At 42.2% G+C, this 24,014-nt stretch carries 24 protein-coding genes; 6 read left to right on the top strand and 18 right to left on the bottom strand.

Features of this window, described 5'->3' with window-relative positions; all coding sequences use genetic code 11:
- Window positions 1-8: 8 nt before the first annotated feature.
- Window positions 9-620, bottom strand: coding sequence for a DUF4254 domain-containing protein (locus CRO16_RS04790; protein ID WP_097055173.1), 612 nt, complete (start codon window positions 618-620; stop codon window positions 9-11).
- Window positions 621-727: 107 nt separating this feature from the next.
- Entirely contained in the window at window positions 728-1,651 is a 924-nt protein-coding gene (locus tag CRO16_RS04785; protein WP_097055172.1) for a DUF6427 family protein, read from the bottom strand.
- Window positions 1,652-1,691: 40 nt separating this feature from the next.
- Here CRO16_RS04785 and CRO16_RS04780 point away from each other — a divergent pair, with 40 nt between their 5' ends.
- Window positions 1,692-1,922: a DUF6341 family protein gene (locus CRO16_RS04780; protein ID WP_097055171.1), complete on the top strand. Its 231-nt coding sequence runs from the start codon at window positions 1,692-1,694 to the stop codon at window positions 1,920-1,922.
- Here the strand turns inward: CRO16_RS04780 and purD are convergent.
- Window positions 1,919-3,190, bottom strand: coding sequence for a phosphoribosylamine--glycine ligase (gene purD, locus CRO16_RS04775; RefSeq protein ID WP_097055170.1), 1,272 nt, complete (start codon window positions 3,188-3,190; stop codon window positions 1,919-1,921). The two genes, CRO16_RS04780 and purD, sit on opposite strands and share 4 nt — an antisense overlap.
- An 86-nt stretch (window positions 3,191-3,276) precedes the next feature.
- Between purD and CRO16_RS04770 the strand changes: the two genes are divergently transcribed.
- Window positions 3,277-4,587 carry a phenylacetate--CoA ligase family protein gene (locus CRO16_RS04770; protein WP_097055169.1) on the top strand — a complete coding sequence of 437 codons (1,311 nt, stop codon included), beginning with the start codon at window positions 3,277-3,279 and terminating at the stop codon, window positions 4,585-4,587.
- Here the strand turns inward: CRO16_RS04770 and CRO16_RS04765 are convergent.
- The gene (locus CRO16_RS04765; protein ID WP_097055168.1) at window positions 4,579-5,355 is read right to left on the bottom strand and encodes a glycosyltransferase family 2 protein; all 777 of its coding nucleotides are present in this window, start codon (window positions 5,353-5,355) and stop codon (window positions 4,579-4,581) included. The two genes, CRO16_RS04770 and CRO16_RS04765, sit on opposite strands and share 9 nt — an antisense overlap.
- 83 nt (window positions 5,356-5,438) lie before the next feature.
- The gene (locus CRO16_RS04760) at window positions 5,439-6,428 is read right to left on the bottom strand and encodes a UDP-glucuronic acid decarboxylase family protein (RefSeq protein WP_097055167.1); all 990 of its coding nucleotides are present in this window, start codon (window positions 6,426-6,428) and stop codon (window positions 5,439-5,441) included.
- A 175-nt stretch (window positions 6,429-6,603) separates the two neighbouring features.
- Here CRO16_RS04760 and CRO16_RS04755 point away from each other — a divergent pair, with 175 nt between their 5' ends.
- Window positions 6,604-7,263: an SRPBCC family protein gene (locus CRO16_RS04755; protein WP_097055166.1), complete on the top strand. Its 660-nt coding sequence runs from the start codon at window positions 6,604-6,606 to the stop codon at window positions 7,261-7,263.
- Here CRO16_RS04755 and rfbD read toward each other — a convergent pair.
- The 7 genes from rfbD to CRO16_RS04720 are packed head-to-tail and all read right to left on the bottom strand — an operon-like array spanning window position 7,260 to window position 14,632.
- Window positions 7,260-8,093, bottom strand: coding sequence for a dTDP-4-dehydrorhamnose reductase (rfbD, locus tag CRO16_RS04750; protein WP_097055165.1), 834 nt, complete (start codon window positions 8,091-8,093; stop codon window positions 7,260-7,262). The genes CRO16_RS04755 and rfbD overlap by 4 nt on opposite strands.
- The gene (gene rfbC, locus CRO16_RS04745) at window positions 8,090-8,638 is read right to left on the bottom strand and encodes a dTDP-4-dehydrorhamnose 3,5-epimerase (RefSeq protein ID WP_097055164.1); all 549 of its coding nucleotides are present in this window, start codon (window positions 8,636-8,638) and stop codon (window positions 8,090-8,092) included. Before rfbC ends, rfbD begins: the two co-directional genes overlap by 4 nt.
- A gap of 1 nt (window position 8,639) precedes the next feature.
- Window positions 8,640-9,497, bottom strand: coding sequence for a glucose-1-phosphate thymidylyltransferase RfbA (gene rfbA, locus CRO16_RS04740; protein WP_097055163.1), 858 nt, complete (start codon window positions 9,495-9,497; stop codon window positions 8,640-8,642).
- Complete coding sequence (rfbB, locus tag CRO16_RS04735; RefSeq protein ID WP_097055162.1) at window positions 9,494-10,513, bottom strand: dTDP-glucose 4,6-dehydratase; 1,020 nt, start codon at window positions 10,511-10,513, stop codon at window positions 9,494-9,496. Before rfbB ends, rfbA begins: the two co-directional genes overlap by 4 nt.
- Window positions 10,503-12,251 carry a DUF6909 family protein gene (locus CRO16_RS04730; RefSeq protein ID WP_097055161.1) on the bottom strand — a complete coding sequence of 583 codons (1,749 nt, stop codon included), beginning with the start codon at window positions 12,249-12,251 and terminating at the stop codon, window positions 10,503-10,505. The genes rfbB and CRO16_RS04730 overlap by 11 nt, the downstream gene beginning before the upstream one ends.
- A gap of 9 nt (window positions 12,252-12,260) precedes the next feature.
- On the bottom strand, window positions 12,261-13,757 hold the full coding sequence (locus CRO16_RS04725) for a GH3 auxin-responsive promoter family protein (protein WP_097055160.1): 1,497 nt from the start codon (window positions 13,755-13,757) through the stop codon (window positions 12,261-12,263).
- A gap of 5 nt (window positions 13,758-13,762) precedes the next feature.
- The gene (locus tag CRO16_RS04720) at window positions 13,763-14,632 is read right to left on the bottom strand and encodes a M23 family metallopeptidase (protein WP_097055159.1); all 870 of its coding nucleotides are present in this window, start codon (window positions 14,630-14,632) and stop codon (window positions 13,763-13,765) included.
- Window positions 14,633-14,743: 111 nt separating this feature from the next.
- Here CRO16_RS04720 and tatA point away from each other — a divergent pair, with 111 nt between their 5' ends.
- Complete coding sequence (gene tatA, locus CRO16_RS04715) at window positions 14,744-14,941, top strand: twin-arginine translocase TatA/TatE family subunit (protein ID WP_097055158.1); 198 nt, start codon at window positions 14,744-14,746, stop codon at window positions 14,939-14,941.
- A gap of 61 nt (window positions 14,942-15,002) precedes the next feature.
- On the opposite strand, the gene CRO16_RS04710 is transcribed toward tatA, so the two are convergent.
- Genes CRO16_RS04710 through CRO16_RS04700 form a run of 3 tightly spaced genes read right to left on the bottom strand, consistent with a single transcriptional unit; the run spans window position 15,003 to window position 18,808 of the window.
- Complete coding sequence (locus CRO16_RS04710; protein ID WP_097055157.1) at window positions 15,003-15,977, bottom strand: DUF4837 family protein; 975 nt, start codon at window positions 15,975-15,977, stop codon at window positions 15,003-15,005.
- An 18-nt stretch (window positions 15,978-15,995) separates the two neighbouring features.
- On the bottom strand, window positions 15,996-17,564 hold the full coding sequence (locus CRO16_RS04705; RefSeq protein WP_097055156.1) for a LysM peptidoglycan-binding domain-containing protein: 1,569 nt from the start codon (window positions 17,562-17,564) through the stop codon (window positions 15,996-15,998).
- 56 nt (window positions 17,565-17,620) lie between these two features.
- On the bottom strand, window positions 17,621-18,808 hold the full coding sequence (locus CRO16_RS04700; RefSeq protein ID WP_097055155.1) for a phosphoglycerate kinase: 1,188 nt from the start codon (window positions 18,806-18,808) through the stop codon (window positions 17,621-17,623).
- 71 nt (window positions 18,809-18,879) lie between these two features.
- Here CRO16_RS04700 and CRO16_RS04695 point away from each other — a divergent pair, with 71 nt between their 5' ends.
- Window positions 18,880-20,028 carry a DNA polymerase III subunit gene (locus tag CRO16_RS04695; RefSeq protein ID WP_097055154.1) on the top strand — a complete coding sequence of 383 codons (1,149 nt, stop codon included), beginning with the start codon at window positions 18,880-18,882 and terminating at the stop codon, window positions 20,026-20,028.
- Between the two features lie 5 nt (window positions 20,029-20,033).
- Window positions 20,034-20,432, top strand: coding sequence for a DoxX family protein (locus tag CRO16_RS04690; RefSeq protein WP_097055153.1), 399 nt, complete (start codon window positions 20,034-20,036; stop codon window positions 20,430-20,432).
- 46 nt (window positions 20,433-20,478) lie between these two features.
- Here CRO16_RS04690 and CRO16_RS04685 read toward each other — a convergent pair whose 3' ends face one another.
- The 3 genes from CRO16_RS04685 to mnmG form a co-directional block, all read right to left on the bottom strand.
- Window positions 20,479-21,012 (bottom strand): OmpH family outer membrane protein, encoded by a 534-nt coding sequence (locus CRO16_RS04685; RefSeq protein WP_097055788.1) that lies wholly within the window; start codon window positions 21,010-21,012, stop codon window positions 20,479-20,481.
- A 229-nt stretch (window positions 21,013-21,241) separates the two neighbouring features.
- Window positions 21,242-22,096: a class I SAM-dependent methyltransferase gene (locus CRO16_RS04680; RefSeq protein ID WP_097055152.1), complete on the bottom strand. Its 855-nt coding sequence runs from the start codon at window positions 22,094-22,096 to the stop codon at window positions 21,242-21,244.
- Between the two features lie 42 nt (window positions 22,097-22,138).
- The gene (mnmG, locus tag CRO16_RS04675; RefSeq protein ID WP_097055151.1) at window positions 22,139-24,010 is read right to left on the bottom strand and encodes a tRNA uridine-5-carboxymethylaminomethyl(34) synthesis enzyme MnmG; all 1,872 of its coding nucleotides are present in this window, start codon (window positions 24,008-24,010) and stop codon (window positions 22,139-22,141) included.
- Window positions 24,011-24,014: the final 4 nt, after the last annotated feature.

Genomic DNA, 24,014 nt, shown 5'->3' with positions numbered 1-24,014 from the left:
CAAAAATGCTATTTTTTGGCTCCTCTTAATACAGGGTTAAGCTCATCATCGTTGTACATCTTCATTTGTTTGTACACCTTCATGTATTTTTCCCCATTGGCAATATCTTCCAGTAATTGATTTATCGCGGTAGAAAGATCCACGCGTTGCTCCAGTAAAACATCCAGCTTTGCCTGGCACTTGATCATGTGCTCCTGTCCAGCGTCCACACGATTCGCCTCCTCATTCATATGATAGATCTTTAGGGCGAGGATAGAAAGACGGTCAATTGCCCAGGCGGGACTTTCAGAATTTATAGTAGCATTGGCCTTTGGCTCCACATCCTTGTATTTTTCAAGGAAATAGCTGTCAATATACTCCACCATGTCTGTCCTGTCCTGGTTGGAAGCGTCGATTTGGCGTTTCAACTTTAGAGCTGCAACTGGATCGATCTTTGGATCGCGAATAATGTCTTCATAATGCCACTGCACAGTATCTATCCAACACTTTCTATACAGGAGGTGTTCAATGAGTTGGTCTTTTTCATCGTAAGGGTTGTGAAATTCCTGCCCCACAGTATTGATCTCGTGGTACTTTTCAATTACTTCCTGAAAGATATGATTGGCTTTATCTGAAAACATTTTTAAAATTTTAAAAGTTCTTCTGAAGAAAAACTACAGGTTCATATTTGGCGCAAAGGTACCGGATTTTTAACTTTTTTGAGGTATATAGAATAAACTTCTGAAGCTTAGAACACAGCCAGGAGCAGCACCGGAAGCAGCAGGATCAAAATAAACAGCGTCTCTTTGAACCATTTATCATCCATGCTTTGAAAATAATTGGTAACAATAATGGCTAAAGGGGCAAAAAAGAAAAGCAACTCACTGCCATTTTTAGTGGGAGACAAAACGGCAACAACAACGGCTGTTAAAGCACAAAGCAGCATTAGGAATAAAGAGGACTTTGCATTCGCATTTGCTTTTTGAATGATCGTTACGTAAAAGAAGGAAGACCAAAGGCTGAGTGCAAAGATAAAAGCAGTGGGAATCAACAGTGCCGGCTCCCGATAGGCTGTGAAATCAAAGTTACTGGCCTGGAACCAGTCGGCAAAGGTGTAAAAGCTATCTGTAAGCAACAGGTCTGCACTTGTAGCAATAGAAAACAAAGTGAGAATGGCTACCAGGGGTACCAGCCAGTTCTTAAACCAGTGTCCCACGTGCACTAGTACTCCAAAATATACCACAAACAGGAACAAAATGCTCCAAAAGTGGAACAGGGAAGCCACACCCACCCAAAGGGTGGCGTCAAAGATCTTTTGTACAGTTTCCTTTTGAGATCGCAGTGATAATATTCGTCTCAGGGAAAGCAAAAGAAAAAGATTTGCCAGGATAACGTTATTGTTTTGCAGTGCCGGGGCAAGCATGCAAATAAAACCGGCAAAAAGAATACTTTTATAGGCATTGCGGCCGGTGAGCTCATTTCTTCCTGAAATAAAATTGAGAAGAAAAACACTTAAAACAATGATCAAAAGGACACCCGATTCCTTTAGTATGGTCCAAAATGAACCGGAAAGAAAAATATTAAAATTTGCAGCGAGGTAAAAAAAAAGTATATAAGCGGCTACTATAATAAAGTTAATAGGCCGTGAATTGCTAAAAAAGCTTGTTAGCATTAGGGTTTTTTATATTTTTGTGGTGCTAAAGATAACTACTATGAGGGATTTTTTTGAAGGGATACAAACGATTTTTGAAGATTACCTGTTCGCGCCATTCAATTACCTGGCAGATGCAGAGCTTGATAGCTGGTGGTTTGCTAACCTGGTAAACTGGCTGTTTATTTTAATAGCAATGGCTGCATTTGTGTACTGGATGAAGCAATTGAAAAAATTCAACGACCGTAACGAAGAAAAAAAGGAAACCTCCGCACATTCATTTTTGGGCTAGAGGTCAAAGCCAATATCCTTCCTAAAATACATCTTATCAAAATGAAGTTTTTCGGCATTTTGGTAAGATTTTTTTATGGCCTCCCTGAAATCATTTCCAAAAGAAGTAATAGCAAGAACCCTTCCTCCATTGGTTAATGTTTTTCCCTGCTCTTCTTTAGTGCCGGCATGAAAGACTATTGAATTTTCAACATTTTCTAGTCCGGAGATTTCTTTTCCTTTTTCGTAATCTTCGGGATATCCGCCGGAAACCAACACCAAGGTTGCCGCCGACTCCTTCTTTACCTGTAGCTCCACCTCATCCAGCCTTCCTGAGGCAGTTTTCTGAAACACCTCAACAAGATCTGTCTCTATTCTTGGCAGGACAACTTCGGTTTCGGGATCTCCCATTCTCACGTTGTATTCAATAACGTAAGGCTCCTCTCCTACCTTGATAAGCCCTATGAACACAAATCCTTTATAATCAATTTTTTCGGCTTCAAGACCTCCAATTGTAGGCTTGACAATCCTTTCCTCCACTTTTTTCATGAAGCTTTCATCTGCAAAGGGAACGGGAGAGATCGCTCCCATTCCGCCGGTATTTAATCCAACGTCTCCTTCGCCAATACGTTTATAATCCTTTGCGGTAGGAAGGATCTTGTAATTCTTCCCATCAGTGAGCACAAAAACACTAAGCTCGATCCCGTCAAGGAATTCTTCTATCACTACAGTATTCCCGGCGTTTCCGAATTTATTTTGGGTGAGCATGTTTTCCAGCTCGGTTTGAGCTTCTTCCAATGAGTTGAGGATCAAAACCCCTTTTCCGGCAGCAAGCCCGTCGGCTTTTAAAACATATGGAGGTTTTAGAGTAGTAAGAAATTCTTTTCCGGCAGCAAGACTTTCGGCTTTAAAGCTTTCATAAGCAGCCGTGGGAATATTGTACAAACCCATAAATTCCTTAGCTCTTTGTTTACTGCCTTCCAGTAAAGCTCCCCTTTTTGAAGGTCCTATTACCGCTACCTGCTTCAATTGCTCATCCCGGCTAAAGAAATCCACAATTCCTTCCACCAAAGGATCCTCGGGACCCACCACCATCATGTCAATTTGCTCTTTTATCACCAGCTCCTTAATGGCCTCAAAATCGGTTATCTTTAAGGAGACATTTGTTGCTATTTTTGCTGTACCGGCGTTTCCGGGAGCCACAAATAATTTTTGACAGTGACTACTTTGAGAAATTTGATGTGCAAAGGTGTGTTCGCGGCCGCCTGAGCCAAGGATAAGAATATTCATGTGTTGGTTGTTTTCTTTCTTGCCTCAAAAATAATTGTTTGTAAATTGAGGCACTAACTAAATAGTATAAAAAACTTCTAAATTAAATCTTGAACTGGTTTAGCCTCTCTTTACAACTTAACCGCTTCCCCATTAGAAAGGCAAAAAATGCCCTGGAGGAGATAAAGAATATTCCGGAAGCGGAGTATTCGGGTTATGTTGAGCAGAAGAAAAAGGAGATAGTTACCTACCATCTTAAAAACAACATTTTTTACCGCAATTTCTTCGGAAGCAAAAAATATACATCCTGGGAAGAGGTGCCTGTAATGCAAAAAGCAGACCTGCAACGGCCATTAGAAGAAAGGTTCAGCAAAGGATTTGATTCCAAGAACAGTTACGTCGGAAAAACTTCCGGCAGTAGCGGACATCCCTTTATTTTCGCTAAGGATCGTTTTTGCCATGCGCTATCCTGGGCCGAGTTCAATGACCGCTACCAATGGTATGGTATCGATTTAGATCGCTCTGTGCAGGCGCGTTTTTATGGTATTCCGTTAGATAAGATCGGGTACTTTAAGGAGCGTATCAAAGACCGGTTTGGGTTTAGATACAGGTTTCCCATCTTTGACCTCAGCGATGCAAAAATGGAAGAATTCCTGGAGGAGTTTAAGAAGAAAAATTTTGATTATATCAACGGCTACACCAGCTCTATTGTGCTTTTCGGGAAGTTTCTTCAAAAGAAAAACCTGGTTTTAAAAGAGATCTGTCCAAAACTTCGATTGTGTATTGTTACCAGTGAAATGTTCTTTGAGGAAGATAAGATCCTGCTGGAAAAGGTTTTTGGCGTACCCGTAGTGAATGAATACGGCGCCAGTGAATTAGGTCTTCTGGCATTTCAAAATCCGCAGGACGAATGGATCCTAAACAGCGAAACCATGTTTGTAGAGATCCTTAATAAAGAAGGCAAAGCTGTGCCGGCGGGAGAAGAAGGCAGGATTGTGATCACTTCCCTCTACAACAAGGCACATCCCTTTATTCGCTATGACATTGGAGATACCGGTGCCTTGACCGAAAACAGCAGTGCCAAAAATCCTGTTTTAAAGAGCCTTTTAGGTCGCACCAACGACGTGGCAGTGTTGCCTAGTGGTAAAGTTGTTCCCGGGCTGACTTTCTACTATGTCACCAAAAGCATCATTGAAAACGACGGCCTCATTAAGGAATTCATCGTGCAGCAGACAGAACCCGGTGCTTTTAGGATCGTCTATGTTTCTGAAAAAGAACTGCAGCCCGAAAAAAAGCAGAAGATCGAAGAGGCAATGGTTACCTATCTGGAAGAAGGCCTCGAAGTGGAATTCGAACATAAGAAAACCCTTAACCGAAGCAAAAGAGGCAAGCTTAAGCAGTTTGAATCCTTATTTTAGATCCACTTTTTGCCGCTGCTTAATCAGCAACTGTTCCCACAAAAATAACAGCATCCAAAAAAGGCTTTTTACAGAAGAATATCCCAGCACTTCCCTGTAAACCCGGTAATTGTACTGCAGCATTTCAATTTTATCTCCGGAGATTGAATTCTCACGCTCCCTGTATACTGCAAGAGGTTCCTGAATACCTTTGGCAAATCCGGCTTTTTCGACCGCCAGCAACCACAGGCCCCAATCCTGCCTTTTCCGGATCAACGGACAAAAGATCTTTCCAAGTTCAGAAGCATTATACATACCCGTGAGATTGCCGATATAATTGGCTTTTTTAAGCTTCTTAAAAGGGAGGAATTGTAGTGCTTTTATTTGTTTCTGAAGACTTTTCCCCCGCTCATCGATCAATTCATAACTGCTGAAGCAAACCTGCACGTTCTCATTTTTCATAAGATCCAGCTGCGTTTGAATTTTGTGAGGCTTCCACAAATCATCGGCATCCAGAAAGGAAATATAATCCCCTGTGGCGGCTTTGATCCCAATATTTCTTGAAAATCCTGCACCCTGATTGGTGGGCAGGACATGAAGTTTTATGCGGGAATCTTCAGCCCTCAGTGCTTCCACAATTTCTGAAGTTCCGTCTTTGGAGGCATCATCGATCACCAGCAACTCCCAATCTTCAAAAGATTGCTGCTGTACAGACCGAATACTTTCAGCAATATATCCGGCAGCATTATAGGCCGGCATGATCACCGATACCAGGGCTTTTTTATTCATTTGAAAGTTTTGACCATTATATAAAATCCTATGAAACGGCCAAATTATATGGTGCCAAACCTGCCTGCCGGCAGGCAGGAATGCTATTTTCTAATGTGCTTTGAGAAATCCTTGTGTTCACTGCGGTAAAGTTCATCTTCGCTAAGACCTTTGAAATATTCATAGGTTTTTTTCATACCCTCGCTTCGGGAAACCTTTGGCTCCCAACCCAGGATTTCTTTTGCCCGGGTAATGTCCGGTTGGCGTTGCATGGGATCATCCTGCGGCAGGGGCTTATATATAATCTTTTGATCTGTCCCGGTCAATTTGATGATCTCTTCCGCAAAATCCTTAATGGTGATCTCATGCGGATTTCCAATGTTTACGGGTTCTGCGTAATCGCTCAGTAACAATTTATAAATCCCTTCAACCTGGTCATCTACATAACAGAAAGACCTTGTTTGCGTTCCATCTCCAAAAACAGTGAGATCTTCCCCTCGTAAGGCCTGCCCGATAAATGCCGGGATCACCCTTCCATCATTCAGGCGCATTCTGGGACCGTAGGTGTTAAAGATGCGCACAATGCGGGTTTCAAGCCCATGAAAGCGGTGGTAGGCCATAGTGATGGATTCCTGAAAACGTTTTGCTTCATCATAGACTCCGCGGGGGCCAATGGTGTTTACATTTCCGTAGTAATCTTCAGTTTGAGGATGTATCAGGGGATCACCATACACTTCAGAAGTAGAAGCAATAAGTATACGCGCATTCTTAACCATGGCAAGGCCAAGCAGGTTATGAGTGCCCAGGGAGCCCACTTTTAAAGTTTGAATCGGGATCTTAAGATAATCAATGGGACTGGCGGGTGAAGCAAAATGCAGGATATAATCCAGCTCTCCCGGCACATGCACAAAAGTTGTGACATCGTGGTGATAGAATTCAAAATCTTTCAGCTTAAAAAGATGTTCAATATTGCGTTTATCACCTGTGATAAGATTGTCCATGCCTATCACATGGTATCCTTCTTTTATAAATTTATCGCAGAGGTGAGAGCCAAGGAAGCCGGCCGCCCCGGTGATCAAGATCCGTTTCTTCATGGGTTGGTTTTACACCGAAAGTAATAAAATTCAAGGTTTCAGCCATTGCTCCTCTTTGCGGCGTCTGCAGTTTCCGCAGCATTTAAGAATAATTTAACCCAATTTAAGCAAAACTGAAACTAAGCTTTGGCTTCAATATGAGTAAATTAGGCTAAATAACAGAAAACCTGATCCCATGAGGAATTTATTACGACACTTGTATGTAAATGTTAGTCCTGCCGAAAGAGGCGCTTCTCTGCTTGCCGGCGCCTATTTTTTATATGATGCCATAGGTAAACAAAAGAAGAGTCCCATAGAAGCCGTACTCGCAGGTTACCTGCTTTACAGGGGTGTTTCGGGGAATTGCCTCTTATACAATGTTATTGGAAAAACAAAACCTGATAACCACAGCCGCAATGTAAATATCCAGCTCAATATGGTGGTCAATAAACCACGGGAGGAAGTTTATGCCTTTTGGAGAAACCTGGAAAACCTGCCGCTCTTCATGGAACACCTGGAAAGTGTGGAAAGCCTTAATGACAGCATCTCTGTCTGGGAGGCAAGGCTTCCGGGAAATGTGGGGAGTATAAGGTGGAAAAGCGAGATCGTAAAAGAACGACCCAATGAATTCTTAGGGTGGCAATCTCTTCCCGGCTCTTCAATTGAGAATGCAGGAAAAGTAGAATTCTTCGACATGGGTGATGCTACCCGCCTTCATGTAGTGATCTCTTACCATGCACCCGGTGGAATTCCCGGAGAAAGCGCTGCCCGCCTTCTAAATCCTGTTTTTGAAGACATGGTAGAAGAGGATGTGCGAAATTTCAAATGGTTTATTGAAAGGGATTATAACTTTTAAAAAAGCTGTTTCAGGCTCTCTTTCCAGTTAGGAATAGGAAGATCAAACGTTTCCAGCACCTTGGTTTTACTTAGCACACTGTATTTTGGTCTTTCGGCCAGAGTTTGAAAATCATTGCTCTCATTCAAGGTAGTGTTGCTGTTCATTAAGCGAAGGATCTCTTTTGCAAAGTCATACCAGGTAGCTTCTCCCATATTGCTGTAATGATAGATCCCGTAAGCCTCTGTTTTGGCAGAAACTATTTTCAGCACAAATTCTGCAAGATCATAGGCATTGGTAGGAGAGCCAGATTGGGAAGTTGTGATATTTAGGGTCTCCCCGGCTTCGGCTTTGGTGCGGATGGTATTGAAAAAATTTTTCCCTATGTCTGAATACAACCAGGATGTCCTGAAGATTAAATACCGGTTCGTTTCCTCCTGGATATATTGTTCCCCAAGCAATTTAGAAGCTCCGTAGACATTCAGCGGATTAGTCTCATCTGTTTCAGAATAAGGCGTAGACTTCTTTCCATCGAAAACATAATCGGTAGAGAAATGGATCAAGGTAGTTTCTGCATCCTCACAGTCTTCGGCCAAATTCCTAACGCTTTCAGCATTTACCAGGTATGCCATTTCCTGCTCCTTTTCGGCATGTTCTACATTTGTGTAGGCGGCGCAGTTAATGCAGTAATCGAATTTGTTTTGGCGCATGTAAACACCCACAACTCCAAACTGGGAGAGGTCAAGCTCCTGAGAAGTTGTAAAAGTGAATTCGATTTCAGGAAAATGTTGAGCCTGTTTTTTAAAACACTGCCCCAGCTGCCCGCCCGCTCCTGTAATTAAAACTTTCATAATTCCAGGTTTTCAAAAGTGGGAAGATTGGCATCTTTTTCTGAAAGGATCATTTGGTCCTGCGGATATTCCCAATCGATCTCAAATACGGGATCATTATAAAACACTCCGGCATCGGCATCTTTATGGAAATACTGGTCGCACTTGTATGCAAAAACTGACATTTCTGAGAGCGTTAGAAAGCCGTGAGCAAAACCGGCAGGAACAAACAGCTGATGATGGTTTTCATCGCTTAAAACCGTCTTAAATGACTTTTTAAAGGTGGGGGAACCAGGTCTAAGGTCTACAACTACGTCCAGCACCTTTCCATATACCGTACGCACCAGTTTGGATTGAGCATATTTCCCCTTCTGAAAATGAAGGCCTCTTAAAACGCCTTTTTTGGAGGAAGATTGATTGTCCTGGACGAAATCCAGATTTAGCCCCGTAACTTCTTCGAACCGCCTCTGGCTGAAGCTTTCTATAAAGGTGCCGCGATGATCCCTGAAGACCGAAGGTTTCAGAATAAAACAATCTTTTAAAGGGGTCTGTTCAATTTCTAACATGCTAATCCAGTTGTAAAAGGTATTCTCCGTACCCGCTTTTAAGCAGGGGTTGTGCCAGCCTGTGTAGCTGCTCTTTGTCAATATAGCCCATTTTATAGGCGGTTTCTTCAATAGCGCCTATCTTTAATCCCTGTCGCTCCTCGATCACCTGCACAAATTGGGAGGCTTTCATGAGCGAATCAAAGGTACCGGTGTCAAGCCAGGCAGTTCCCTTATCCAGGATACTCACCTGCAAATTCCCTTTTTCAAGATAAGCATTATTGACATCGGTTATTTCAAGTTCCCCTCGATGAGAAGGTTTTATTTGCTGCGCGATCTGTACTACTTCATTGTTGTAAAAGTAGATGCCCGGCACCGCGAAATTGGATTTAGGTGCAGCAGGTTTCTCTTCAATAGAGATCACCTTACCTGAAGCATCGAAATCCACCACCCCATATCTTTTCGGGTCCTGCACGTGATAGGCGAAGATCATTCCGCCTTGAGGATCACTGTTGTTTTGCAGTAAGGTGTCCAGGCCGGAGCCATAAAAAATATTATCGCCCAAAATTAAAGCAACTTTATCATTCCCAATGAATTCTGCTCCAATGACAAAAGCTTCGGCAAGACCTTTAGGTTCTGCCTGTACAGCGAATTCAAATCTACATCCATAACTGCTTCCATCTCCCAGCAGCTCCCTGAACAGCGGTAAGTCTTTAGGAGTTGAAATGATGAGGATCTCACGTATTCCCGCCATCATTAACGTGGAAAGCGGATAATAGATCATAGGTTTATCATACACCGGCATCAACTGCTTGCTTACCGCAAGCGTTAACGGGTGCAGCCTGGTGCCCGATCCTCCTGCCAGGATGATTCCTTTCATGCAGAGTATTTTTCAAGGTACCATTGTACCGTTTTCTCAATGCCCGATTCAAAATTCTCATCGGCTTTCCACCCGAGCTGACCTTCGAGTTTGGTAGCATCGATAGCATAACGCTTGTCATGACCGGGACGGTCCTTTACATAGGTGATAAGATCCTTATAACTTTTACCGTCTTCACGAGGTCTCAATTTATCCAGAATTTCGGAGATCTTTTGCGCGATATAAATATTCTCCCTCTCGTTACGACCACCAATGTTGTAGGTTTCTCCAAATTTTCCTTCTTCCAGAACCAGTTTTATCCCCTTACAATGATCTGTCACATAAAGCCAGTCCCGTACATTCTTCCCGTCTCCGTAAATAGGAATTGGTTGTTGCTTTAAAGCTGTTCTTATGATAGTAGGAATTAGTTTTTCGTCATGCTGGTTGGGGCCGTAATTATTTGAACAGTTGGTGGTAAGTACCGGAAGCCCGTAAGTATGGAAATAGCTCCTCACCAGGAAGTCTGAAGCCGCTTTTGAAGCAGAATAGGGACTGTTTGGAGCGTACGGAGTCTCTTCGGTGAAAAGACCCTCCTTGCCCAGAGTTCCATAAACCTCATCTGTTGAAACGTGCAGGAATTTTGACTCGCGGTATTCCTCCTTCAGCTCAAATGGGCCGGTCATCCACAGGCTGTAAGCATTCTGGAGCAGATTGAAAGTCCCGTTGATGTTGGTCTCTACAAAAGCCGAGGGATCAAGGATTGAATTATCTACATGAGATTCGGCAGCAAAATTAATTACTCTCGAAAAATGGTATTTTTCGAAGAGCTCCTTTACCAGTTCCTTATCCCGAATATCTCCATGTACAAAGGTGTAATTCTCATGCCCCTCTACATTCAAATTATCAAGATCTCCCGCATAGGTGAGCAGGTCAAGATTTACAATATGGGTGTCGTCTTCTTTGACGAATAGATTAATATAATTTGAGCCAATAAAACCCGCCCCGCCTGTGACGAGGGTGTATTTCTTATCTTTCATTAACAGTTGCTTTTGCTGTATTCTTTACTTTCTTTTCTTCCTGCTTCGGAACCTCAAAAATTTGTTCCAGGATCTTTTCTGTGATCAAATAAGTGGGTTTAACTCCTGTAGTACCCAGTCCGCCGGAGGCTAAGGTGCTTCCGGTCTCTAAAGGATTATCTGAAGCATAATAGGCATATCTCACCTTCACATCTTCACTGATGTTACCTCTTAAACGGGATGCAGCCTGAATGGCCTTTTGGTAATGCGCTCCTTCCATTTCCAGACCTACAACATTCCAGGTGGATTCATGGAAGAATTTCAGGATATCCTTGTTTTGAAGCGAAGTTCCTAAAACGGTAACCATAGAACCGTCGCAAACATGAATTCCATTGCCATCAAGATCGGCTTTTGAAAGCTCATTTTTGAAAGGATAATTATCGGCTGTACCTTCGAATAAATGTGCTGTAGGGATCATGATATCTCCTTTGCCGCCTACAAGTATTCCGGCTTTTCCCATTAGAGAAATGGAAGCGACATTAAGATGTATGTTCCCCTGATCGCTCTGGTAAGGCTTCAGCATTTCGTCCATAGTTTCATAGGCCTGCTCGCCAAAAGCATAGTCCATCACCATGATCACCGGCTTCTCTTCAGATTTCATCTTGCTGCTCAACCTGAACTTTTCATTGACTTCAGACATTTTAGCCGAATCAAAGATCTGCACGTCGATATTGGCTCCGCTGGTATCTTCGATAAAGATCATACCTTCTGCCAAAGCGCTTTTGGTAACCTTCATGCGTAAATTTCCGTTGGCGCTGTTGCTGAGATCTTCATAAATTCCGAAGAGAGATTTCTTCTTTATTTCAGCTTTTAGCGCTTCCGAAGCATAAAGCGTGTTCATCACGCTATGCATGTTTGCGCTGATGATGTGCAGGGGTCTGTTCATGAGATTTTTCTCAAGCAGCACTTCTTTCACCCTATTTGCCCAAACCTCCCCGTGGATGTGATGGCCCAGACGTTCTCTAAGCACCGGACTAAAAGTCACAATACGTTTATTGTTGTTCAGCATTTCATCTATCGCCAGTTTCCCCAGGTAATAGATGATATGCAGAAATCTTTCGGGCGTTGCAGAGGTGCCAAAAAGGGGATAAATGGTGGTCACTTCTCTAAAGGTTCGACCAAGAATATTTGCGGTATGTGTAAGGGCAACCTCACGTTGGGCCTGCGTTAGCGGCTCTTTTTGCTGCACGGCGAGCTCCAGTTTTTGCCAATCGCGGGAAACCTCTCCTTCTTCATCGATCAATACTCTCCTCATGATCTTATGAGATTCAATGAAAAGAAAGGTGAGGTGAGTAAGAATATCATAGATCTCAGATCGCCCGCGGGTGATCTCAATGTTCATTTGCTCCTCGTCAATTCTGTAGCAGTTTCTGCGACGTTTTGGGGGCACAATGGGCTTGAAATGTGAATTGCCGTAGCCTTCATCACTGGTAAGGTTGATAAAGCGGCATTCTTCTATTCCTAAGGGCAAACGGTCCATCACGTAAAGAAGTCCGTTTAATTCCACTTTTTCTTCGGCTACAGAACCGTAGATCTCCGGGCGAAGTATTAGTAAAGATTCGCGCAAAGTCTCTCCCGAAACTCCCATAGGTTTATAGAATCCGCGGTTAAAAAGATGACGCATGGTGATATACATTCGTTCAATGGCATTTGAACTTTCCTGTGCCCGTGTGCGCCCCTGTAATTTAAAATTACCCATATATTATTTTCAATTTTTTAGTTTTTCCAGGGCTTCCGCGATCTTTCGGTCGTTTGAAAGCCTGGGGAGTTTATTTTGTCCGCCAAGTTTTCCAATAGATTTCATATACTGCTGAAAACCATTTGCGGGAACCTTGCTGATCTTTAACTGCTGAAGGATCTTTCCTTCAATAAGATCAAGGTAGTATGAATTTTGCTGCTGAAGCGATCTGTCTAAAGCTGAAGCAAAAGTATTTAAATCTTTGGGTTCCTTCTCAAATTCAATGAACCATTCGTGGTAAGGCAGTTGTTCCCCTTCGGGAGTTATTTGTGGCGCCACGGTAAATTCTGAAATTTGAATGTCTGTGCCTTCAGTAGCTTCCTGCATCGCCTGCTCTACCTCTTTGGCGATCACATGCTCTCCAAAAGCCGAGATAAAATGCTTGATCCTGCCCGAAACGATCACCCGAAAAGGCTTTAAAGAAGTGAACTGTACAGTGTCTCCAATGTTGTAGGCCCATAAGCCTGCACTGGTAGAGATGATCATTACGTAATTCACACCCAATTCTACTTCACCAATGGTATATCGCCTTGGTTTTTCAGAATAAAATTCATCTACTTTGATGAATTCATAGAAAATTCCGGAGTCGAGCAGCAACAGCATACCTTTGGCATCCTGCTTATCCTGAAATGCAAAAAATCCTTCAGAAGCCGGAAATAGTTCTATGCTGTCCACTTTTCTACCAATGAGACTTTCAAATTTTGCGCGATAAGGCTCAAAATTCACTCCGCCATAGATGAAGAGATTAAAATTAGGAAAGATCTCCCCTACCTTTTTTCCTGTTCTTGCCTGTAATCTCTCAAAATACATCTGCACCCAGGATGGAATCCCACTAATGACAGACATATCTTCTTTAAGGGTTTCATCAACAACTGCCTCCACTTTTGTCTCCCAATCTTCAATTGTATTGGTTTCCCAGGAAGGCATCCTATTCCTCTGCAAATACCCCGGCACGTAATGCGCCGCAATTCCTGAAAGTCTCCCTAGCTTGATCCCGTTCTTCTCATCCAGTTCGGGACTGCCCTGCAAAAAGATCATCTTTTTGTCTACAAAATCGGCTTTTCCGGTGTCGTTGATATAGCAAAGGATTGCATTTCGGGCAGCATCTATGTGGGTCGGCATGGATTCTTTGGTAAGCGGAATATACTTCGCGCCGCTGGTAGTTCCTGAGGTCTTGGCAAAATATAAAGGTTTCCCCGGCCACAGGATATCCTTTTCCCCTGCCACCACTTTTTCTACATAAGGTTTCAGTTCTTCGTAATCTCTTACCGGGACCCGGGCTGCATATTCCCTATAGCCGGAAATATTTTTGAAGCCGTGGTCTTTACCGAATTTAGTTTCAGAAGCCTTTTTTAAGAGCTCCTCAAAAACCCTTTTTTGAGTCTCCACCGGCTTCGACGCCCAGGAATCGATCTGACGACGGATATACGAGGCGAATATTTTTGCTGCAAAGGATTTAACTGACATACTTTCTATTCAAAATCTATAAAATCTGTAGGGTTTACGGGCTGTCCTTCACTCCAAAGTTCGAAATGCAGGTGTGGCCCCGTGGAAAACTCCCCCGTAGAACCCGCTGTTGCTATGACCTCTCCTCTCAAAACTCTTTCTCCCTGCTCCTTGGTGAGGGAAGAATTATGTTTATAAACAGAGGTTAGACCGTAACTATGCTCCAGGATGATCACATTACCGGTTTCGGCAGTCCAGCCACCAAAGATCACTGTACCGTCTGCCACCGCCTTGACAGGGGCATTATTAGAAGCAACAATATCAACTCCAAAGTGTTTCTCTTTAATATTATAAGGTTCAGAAAAAGGACCTTTTAAAGGGGGAAATAGCGCATAATTAGCACGTGAAGTCGCGGTTTCAAGAAAATTATATTTATCCTCCTGTACAACCCTTTCCCTAAGGAGACTATCCTCTTTAGATGGTTTAAGATCGATCTCTTCGGGATTAATTCTTTCAGATTCAAGCAGGGAATCCTTGTTAAAGTTGGCAGGTTTAACATCCCCGGAAAGCACCCTTTTTATGGAATTCAGATACTGATTGTTGAGCTCGACCACCTGTTGAAGAGAATCACTTTTATAGGCCAGATTGACTGCCCTTTGTTGTAATTCTGTGGAAGAATAACCCGGTATATATTCTCTTAACCCGGTAAAGGCAATGAGCACCGTTGTGGCGGCTATTAAAAGAATAGCAGAAAGCGTTACCACTACAAAAACGTTAAGCCGGGTAAGTTTAAAGGAGACTTTTTCCTCAAAAGTATCTTCATTAAGAATTACCAGCCTGTACTTGTGCAGGAGCTTTTGTGCGAAATTCTTCTTATGTTCTGTGTTTTTAGTCATTTGCAGGCCTTGGGCAAAGATATAATAAAGAAATTTTAAACTGCTTTTATCCTTTTAGAAACCCTGGTATTAAAGTTTTATTAGTAACTTTGCCACATTAAATTGATCATTATGAGTGCAGTTTTTATACCATTGCAGATTGGAGCACCACAAATCATATTAATCGTGATCGTAGTGCTATTATTGTTTGGAGGAAGAAAAATTCCTGAATTGATGAGAGGATTGGGTAGCGGAATCAAAGAATTTAAAGACGCTTCCAAAGATGACACTCCAACAACAAAAACGGAGGAAGAGAACAAAAGACTATAACCGGCTTTTATAAAACATTAAAAAAACCCAACGAAAAGTTGGGTTTTTTTGTTGCCTGTATCTATTTAATTTTTGCTGATTTTAATATCGCCTCCAGCTCCATCATATTTTCCCTTTTCCTTGCCGAAGGAGAAAAGGCAAAACCTTCCAGAATGACATACCGGTCATTCTCCTCATCAAGAACGGCATAATTAATAAAGGGGCCGCCCATAAAATCTCCTTTTACTTCCCAAATCCCCTTTGATTCCCAGGCGAATTTTTTGTCTATCTGGGATTCAAACAGGTATGGAGCATAAGCTTCTTCGGTAATCATATAGCTCCCATCCAACCGACCCGGTATATGGGTTTTACCAATCGAATCACGCATGGCGATAATATTTCCAACAATATTAGTATCCTTCTCAATAACATTTCTTGGCACCTCATAAACAAGGATCTCCATGCTACCGGTAGGAATATCTTTCCTTATCCAGTAGAAATCATCAGTTTGCTTGGCGTATCTATAAGCGGTTGGAAAGTTTAAGGAAACACCAAGATTTTTTTCAAGTTCTTCATCATTTTTCAATGATTTTTTTATTCTTCTCTGTTGTTCTACAAGTTCAGTTCTTTTAAATCTGGAAATGATCTCTTCAGCATTTTCTTCGATCAGGTCCTCGATCTGTTCATTATTTTCTCCCTGTATAAGAACCCCCTTTTGAGGCCGCGCATATGCGTTTTCTGTCCATTTGATCTGCGGTTCATCTCCTTTTTGAACAAGGAGAAAGATCCTGTTCTTTCGGGCGAATCCGGCAAAAGCTTCCGGCGGCATTTGGCTAAGGGAAAATAGCGGTTCCTCCTGTGGTAACCCGTCTACCGGCGCTGCTAGATGAGATCTTACAGCTTCTCCCACTTCACCCGTCCACATCTCGTTGTCCATTACCACGGTAAGATTGTTGATCTTCCCCGAAGAATTTGATACTACAACAGGATCCTCCTTTCCATCGCCACAACCTGTTATTAAAAAAAGAATAGAAAATAATGCACTAAGATTTTTCATAATAAAATAACGGAATTTCTACCCGTCAGAAAGTTTAAGTTTCATACCGGGTCTTAACCGGTTACTGTTCATATTATTTAGGCTCTTGATCTGTTGAACTGTCACGCCGGGAAATTTTTTAGAGATGCTCCACAGGGAATCTCCGTGTTTAACGGTATAAATCCTGGGAGAACTATTATTGTTGGCGGTAGCGTTTTTCTGAGGGTATATGGTAAGTCTTTGTCCAACTCGCAGGTTATTGCTCCTTAGATTATTCCATTGCTTGATCTGGCTTACTCCCACTCCGTGCCTTTCGGCGATACGTCCTAAATAATCTCCTTTCCTTACCCTGTACCTTATAGGTTCTGTCGCCTCCACTAACTTGGGAAGGATCTCTTCTTTTTTCTCTTCGAGCGCCTCGGCATAACCATAGATGGCTGCTTCATTATTCACAAAAAGTCCGGACCTGTTACGAGGTAACCTGAGACTATATTTTTCTCCTTCAATGTAGGGAATAACGTCAAGCTTATAACTTGGATTGAGAAACTGAAGCATTTCCTTTTCCACACCTGTGACCTCAGAAATCTGCTCGAATGTAAGTTTCTTTTTCGTGTGGATAGTATCGGTTTCAAAATAAGTAGTTCGTGGGTGAGGTGGCTGGAAACCATGTTCTTCGGCATATTCAAAAATGTACATGGTTGCCAGGAATGCAGGAACATAACCCGCTGTTTCACGTGGAAGATAAGGTCTAAGGTTCCAGTAGTTCGTGGATCCGCCGCTGCGTCTTATGGCTTTGGAAACATTTCCGGGGCCCGAATTATAAGAAGCCAGTACCAGATCCCAATCTTCAAATACCCTGTACAAAGTTGAAAGATATTCCGCAGCAGCTTCAGTAGACATTACAGGATCCATGCGCTCATCAACATAGGAACTTACATCAAGCCCGTGCATTTTCCCGGTTGCGAACATGAACTGCCAAAGACCGGTTGCTCCAACCCTGGACCGCGCCCGCGGATTCAACGCAGATTCCACTATAGCCAGATATTTAATCTCCAGCGGAATATTATAAGTATCGAGTTTCTGCTCAAAAAGAGGAAAATAATAAGTGCTTAGCGCCATAAGCCGCTCCATTCCCTTTTTATTCCTCTTTAGATATGATTTGATCACATTTTCAAGCAGGGGATTATATTCTATATTAAAAGGAGTTTTTGCATTAAGTCTTTCGAGCCTTAGCTTTAGGGTATCTGTGGGCAATTCGTCAAAAACCACTTCATTATACTCCTGGTTAAGCAGGGAATCCTTAAAATCCATATACAAGCTCGACTGAAAAAGCTCTTTCTGCCAGAGAGAATCGATCATGGCAGCACCGGGGTCATCCAAAAGGGCAAAAACAAGGGAGTCTTTAATGATCTTATGAACCGGTACATTATTCGCCAGCTCAACATCATCATTATCGATCAACAGAAAGAAATCCTGCTCGGGAAGCCTTATGGTATCACCGTTTTCTCCTTTCTCCTGTCCCTTAACATACTTTGCTTCAGTTTTTTTATCCTGAGCAAAAACAGCTACAGACATGAGCAGCATCAAAAAAGGCAAAAATTTTCTCATCATAAAGTCATTTCTCTACAAGCAGTAACGTTTTCTGCTTCAATTATCGTACCTCTTTACTTTTTCAAGGCTTCAATGCCCGGTAAACTTTTCCCTTCGAGCATTTCAAGCATGGCACCACCTCCGGTAGATACGTAACTTACACGATCTTCTAGTCCAAATTGTTTTACTGCTGCTACAGAATCTCCTCCTCCCACAAGAGAGAAAGCACCGTTGTTTTGAGTGGCACTTGCAATATGTTCTCCTATAGCAATAGTTCCTTTCGCAAATGGTTGCATTTCGAAGACTCCCATAGGACCATTCCATAGGATAGTCTTCGATTTTTCCAGCACTTCCCCGTATTTCTTTACGGTTTCAGGACCTATATCAAGTCCCATCCAGCCTTCCGGAATTTGATCTACAGGAACTATTTTGGTATTTGCATCTTCAGAAAAGTTATCTGCAACCACCGAATCTATGGGAAGATGGATCTTCACTCCTTTTTCCTTTGCTTTCTTAAGTATCTCAAGGGCTAACTCCTGCTTATCTTCTTCCACAAGGGAATTCCCAATGTTCCCTCCCTGCGCTTTGGTGAAAGTATAGGTCATTCCCCCTCCAATGATCAAATGATCTATTTTATCGAGTATATTCTCTATCACGGTGATCTTAGTGGAAACTTTTGCGCCTCCCAAAACTGCAGTCACCGGTTTTTCTGAATTGCCTAAAACCTTTTCCAGACTGTCAATTTCTTTTGCAAGTAAAGCCCCTAAGCACTTTTCATGAAAATAATTCGCTACAATAGTGGTAGATGCATGGGCGCGGTGCGCTGTTCCAAAAGCATCATTTACATAGATGTCTGCAAGGCCGGCCAGTTTTTTTGCAAAATCCTCATCGCCTTTCTCTTCTTCGGAATGAAAACGCAGATTTTCAAGAAGCAGTACTTCCCCAGGCTGCAATTCCTTAGCGGCCTTCTGGGCTTTCTCCCCCACACTATCCTCCACGAATTTCACCTGCACTCCAAGGATCTCTGATACTTTTTTTACAATGTGTTGCAGCGAATTCTTGTGATCCTGTCCCTTTGGTCTACCCAGGTGTGACATAAGGATCACGCTGCCCCCGTCCCTAAGGATCTTGTCAACAGTTGGTTTGGCACCTTCTATACGGCTGGTGTCTCCCACCTCCTGTTGGTCATTTAGCGGCACGTTAAAATCCACTCTTACGAGGGCCTTTTTATCTTTAAAATTATAGTCGTTTATTGTTTTCATATCACTGGTTCTATATGGAAATAAAAATTTTCTCTAAGATATAAAAGTGTAGAGAAATTTTATCTTTGCTTATGCTATTTTCTGAAGTTTTAGGCCTTCCGCACATCAAGAACCATCTTACCACAACGGTTGATAACAATCGTATTCCTCATGCCCAGTTGTTCGTAGGATCTGCCGGAAGCGGTACCTTACCCATGGCCATTGCATATGCCCAATATGTGCTCTGCAATAACACCAATGCCGAAAACAATACCGGGAGGGAAGCCTGCAACCTCAAAATGAACAAATTGTCACACCCAGACCTGCATTTTGCTTATCCTGTCGCTAACAACGACAAGGTAAAGAAAGCTGCGGTTTCTTCTCATTTTAGCGAGGAGTGGCGTCAGTTCGTGCAGCAGGAGGCTTATGGAAGCCTGTTTGACTGGTACCAAAAGCTGGGAATTGAGAATAAGCAGGGAAAAATTGGAGTGGATGAAGCCATGGAAATTGTGAAATCCCTCTCCCTTAAATCCTATGAAGGAGGTTATAAGGTGATGATCATCTGGATGGCAGAAAAAATGAATGATTCGGCTGCAAATAAGCTGCTGAAGCTCATTGAGGAACCCCCCCAGAAAACCTTGTTCATTCTTATTACTGAAGAGGAGGAAAATATTATTCAAACCATTAGGTCCCGTTGCCAAACCTTACATTTCCCTCCATTGACCGAAGCTGTTATTGCCGAAGGCCTGGTACAAAAAGAGAGTTGTGAGAAGGCAAGGGCGCATAACATTGCCCATCGCGCCAACGGTAATTTCACCAATGCCCTGCATATTTTAAAACATAACGCAGGCGACGAACAATTTGAAGAATGGTTTGTATCATGGGTAAGAACAGCCTTTAAGGCAAAAGGTAATAAAACTGCTTTAGCCGAACTTCTTTCATGGAGTGAAATGATCGCCGGTACAGGCAGGGAATCTCAAAAAAAGTTCCTCCTATACTGTATGGATTTCTTCAGGCAGGCGCTCATGTATAATTACAAAGCCAAAGACCTTGTGTTTTTTGAACCGCAAACCAACGGCTTCAAACTTGAAAAATTTGCACCGTTTATAACAGGAAATAATATCACCGGGATCACCCGGGAACTCGAAGATGCTGTTTACCATATAGAAAGAAATGGAAACGCAAAGATCATTCTTACAGACCTGTCAATAAAACTAACCAGACTCATTCATAAAAATTAGCTTGTATGGAAAATTTTGTGCTTAACCTGCCGGTATATTTAATTCTAATCTTTACTGTAATCACCTTTCTACAATCAGGTATTGACAAGTTAGTAGACTGGAAGGGCAATTACGGATGGTTAACAGGTCACTTTAAAGGCACTTTTATGGGAGGAATGGTCTCTCTCCTACTCGGGATCATCCTGGTTTTAGAAGTGATCACCGGATTACTGGCGCTTGCCGCCATCTTCACCTTGTGGAGGAATGAAGATCTTTTATTCTCACAATGGGCTTTGGGATTGGCTGCAGTCACCCTTCTTATGCTACTCTTTGGGCAACGGGTTGCCAAAGACTATGCCGGCGCGTTTACCATTGTGGGTTATTTTATAGTGATCATCTTCGGGTTATTTCTGGTTACGGCATAAAAAAAGGGTTCCATGTGGAACCCTTAAGTCAAACTTTTTCAAGAATCTACTCCTCTGCTTCTACTTCGGAAGTTGAAAGTTTCCCTTCATTAAGCTCTTTCAGGATATCCTGAGTAATGTCTAAACCTTCTTCAGCATACATGATATTTGCAGATTCATTAGAACCAAAGATATAGGTGTAATCATTTTCTTCACCGTAAACCTTTACAAAATCCTTCACTTTAGTTATTAGAGAATCGATTACCGCATCGCCTTCCTGTCTTAATTGCCCGCTTCTCATTTGTTGCTGCTGCTGAAGGATCTGTTGCTTTTGCATAAGTTCTTCCTGCTTTGCCTGTCTTTCGGCCTCACTCATGGTAGCGGCATTTTCTCTAAAGGCCATTACTTCCTGCTGAAATCCCTGTGCTGCAGAATCCAATTCTTTTTTCAGACTTTCAGATCGCTCGGTGAAATCTGCTTCCACTTCCTTCATTTCTGAATATTCCTGAATAAGCACAGTAGTATCTACATAAGCAGTTTTATCATTATTACAACTTGCAAGTAAAGCCCCAAAAGAAAGGACCATTAATAATTTCTTCATTTTGAATTTATTTAGTTCGGCGCAAAAATAAGAAAGCATTTCTATTCTTATCAAAAATGAGGGAATTTCTGCAGCTATAGCTATTTCTGATGGTTAAAAGAAATTTCTATCAAAAATCTTTATTTAAAAAGGATGATTTTCAGACCTAATTAGCTTTTAATTTAAAAAAGCTATACCGTAAGCTGCTTTAACTGCTAAAAACTCTTTAAATGGCTTTAAAATGCTTTTTTCAGCTTCTGCGGAAGAAGTAAGCCAGAGAAGAATAGTCTCCCGAAGACGCAGCTTTAAAATTTGAAACAATTCCGGTTGTGATAGCTTTAAAAGGACTGGAAGATCCGGTTTTATATTTTTCAGAAAGCAGGCTCACATAAAAGGCATCAAAAAAAAGCCCTTTTTGAGAGGTGAGTAAAAATCCTTTCTCCTGAAATATTTTTCTCATGGCCTCCGGAGAAAAATGGAAAAGATGTCGGGGGACATCATAAGCCGCCCAATGCTCTTTATATTTTTGAGCATCGAAACTTTTAAAATTGGGAACAGCAATAACAAGCAGGCCATCTGGTTTTAAAATCCGGTCAAGTTCATTTAGATGACTATTAAGATCGGGAACATGTTCTAACACATGCCACATGGTGATCACATCAAAATAAGAATCGGGAAAGGAAGAAATATCCTCAAGAAGGTCAACTCCTTTTTTGGCGGCAAGTTTCCTTGCACGGGAATTTGGCTCTACTCCAAAAGTGGCCCAGCCAGTCTTTCTTGCTGCAACTAAAAAATCTCCTGTTCCCGCTCCAATATCTAAAATTTTTCCCTTTTTGGGGTGAGTTCTTTCGATCCAGCCGATCTTCTTTTGAAGCATCAGATTTTTCACCTGTTGATAAACCTTATCTAAAAAAGACCTTTTTGAATCAGTATGGGAAATATAGTTTTCGCTTTTATAATATGCCGAAAGCTTATCATTTTCGGGGCGCGGATAAGTGACTAAAAGATCCAGGCCTTCGGCTTTTCTTAATTCGAAATGCTCCCCACTTACAGTGTGATCTTTACAAACTAAAACAGGATCTTCAGAAAATTTAAGGGGCTGCATTGAAAGTTTTTAAGATGATGTTCCACGTGGAACGATGATAAATTATCTTCCCATATACACCAAAAGCACCGAAATATCATTAGGGCTCACGCCACTGATCCGCGAAGCCTGCGACACTGAAGTAGGTTGTACTTTTTTCAGCTTTTCCCTCGCTTCATAAGACATGGATTTGATCCTGGAATAATCAAAATCCTTCGGAATTTTTATTCCCTCGAGCCTATGGAGCTTATCGGCATTGTTCTTTTCCTTTTCAATATACCCGGAATATTTCACCTGAATTTCGGTTTGCTCCAGCACCTCCTCATCCAGTTCATGTTCCTGAATATAATCCTCTACTCCGGAAAAAGTGCGCACCTCCTTCATGGCAATATTGGGCCTGGAAAATACTTTAAATATCTTATCGCTCTGCTTCATTAAGGCAGAATCGTTGGCTTCCAAAACAAGATTAGCCTCTTCGGGAGCGACACTTTTATCCTTTAAAAATTCTACAAAAGCATAGGATTTGGTTTTCTTCTCTTCCATCTTTCGAAGACGCTTTTCAGAAGCCAAACCTATTTGGTAAGACTTTTCAGTCAGTCTAAAATCGGCATTATCCTGGCGTAGCAATGTCCTGTATTCTGCTCTCGAAGTAAACATTCTGTATGGCTCTTCTGTGCCTTTTGTGATGAGATCGTCTATCAACACTCCTATATAGGCCTCACTTCTTTGCAGCACAAATTCATCTTTTCCCTGCACTTTTAAAGCTGCATTTATACCCGCCATTAATCCCTGGGAGCCGGCTTCTTCATACCCGGTCGTTCCATTGATCTGTCCTGCAAAATATAAACCGTCTACCAGTTTTGTTTCCAGCGTATGTCTCAACTGTGTCGGTGGAAAATAATCGTATTCAATTGCATATCCGGGTCTGAAGAATTTTACATTTTCAAAACCTGCAACAGATCTCAAAGCCCTAAATTGAACATCCTCCGGAAGGGAAGTAGAGAATCCGTTAATATACATTTCTACCGTATTCCAGCCTTCAGGTTCTATGAATAACTGATGCCTGTCTTTATCAGCAAAACGATTGATCTTATCTTCAATAGACGGGCAATAACGAGGTCCAATACTTTTTATCCTACCGTTGAACATTGGCGACCTGTCAAAGCCTTCTTTAAGCAATTCATGCACCTCGGGAGAAGTGTAAGACATGTAACAGGATCTTTGTTTTGTGAGCGGCTTTGTTTCGTAAAGATAGGAGAATTTGGCAGGCACATCATCACCAGGTTGTTCGATCATTTTGGAATAATTCAAAGAACGACCATCAACTCTTGGCGGGGTTCCCGTCTTCATTCTTCCGGCTTCAAAACCTAACTGAACTAGATCTTCTGTTATTCCTGTTGAAGCTCTCTCCCCTGCCCTACCACCTCCAAATTGTTTGTCTCCAATATGGATCAAACCATTTAAAAAAGTTCCATTGGTAAGGATAACAGCCTTGCCTTTAATTTCAATTCCCATTGATGTTTTGACACCCACAACTTTGTTGCCTTCCACTAATAACCCTGCCACCATTTCCTGGTAAAAATCAAGATTAGGAGTAGCCTCAAGACGCAAACGCCAGTGTTCTGCAAACATCATTCTGTCACTCTGCACCCTTGGACTCCACATCGCAGGACCTTTGGATTTATTGAGCATCTTGAACTGTATAGCACTGGTGTCACTAACCAATCCACTATAACCGCCAAGAGCATCGATCTCCCGAACTATCTGTCCTTTTGCAATTCCTCCCATGGCAGGATTACAGCTCATCTGTGCAATATTCTGCAGGTTCATGGTTACCAAAAGCGTACTGCAGCCCATATTAGCTGCCGCCGCAGCGGCTTCACTTCCGGCGTGACCGGCTCCTACAACTATAACATCATATTGATCTTGAAACATAAAT

Source organism: Salinimicrobium sediminis, assembly GCF_900215295.1.
GTDB lineage: Bacteria > Bacteroidota > Bacteroidia > Flavobacteriales > Flavobacteriaceae > Salinimicrobium > Salinimicrobium sediminis.
The sequence above is the reverse complement of the archived record's forward strand: the minus strand, read 5'-3'. Positions and strand labels throughout refer to the sequence as shown.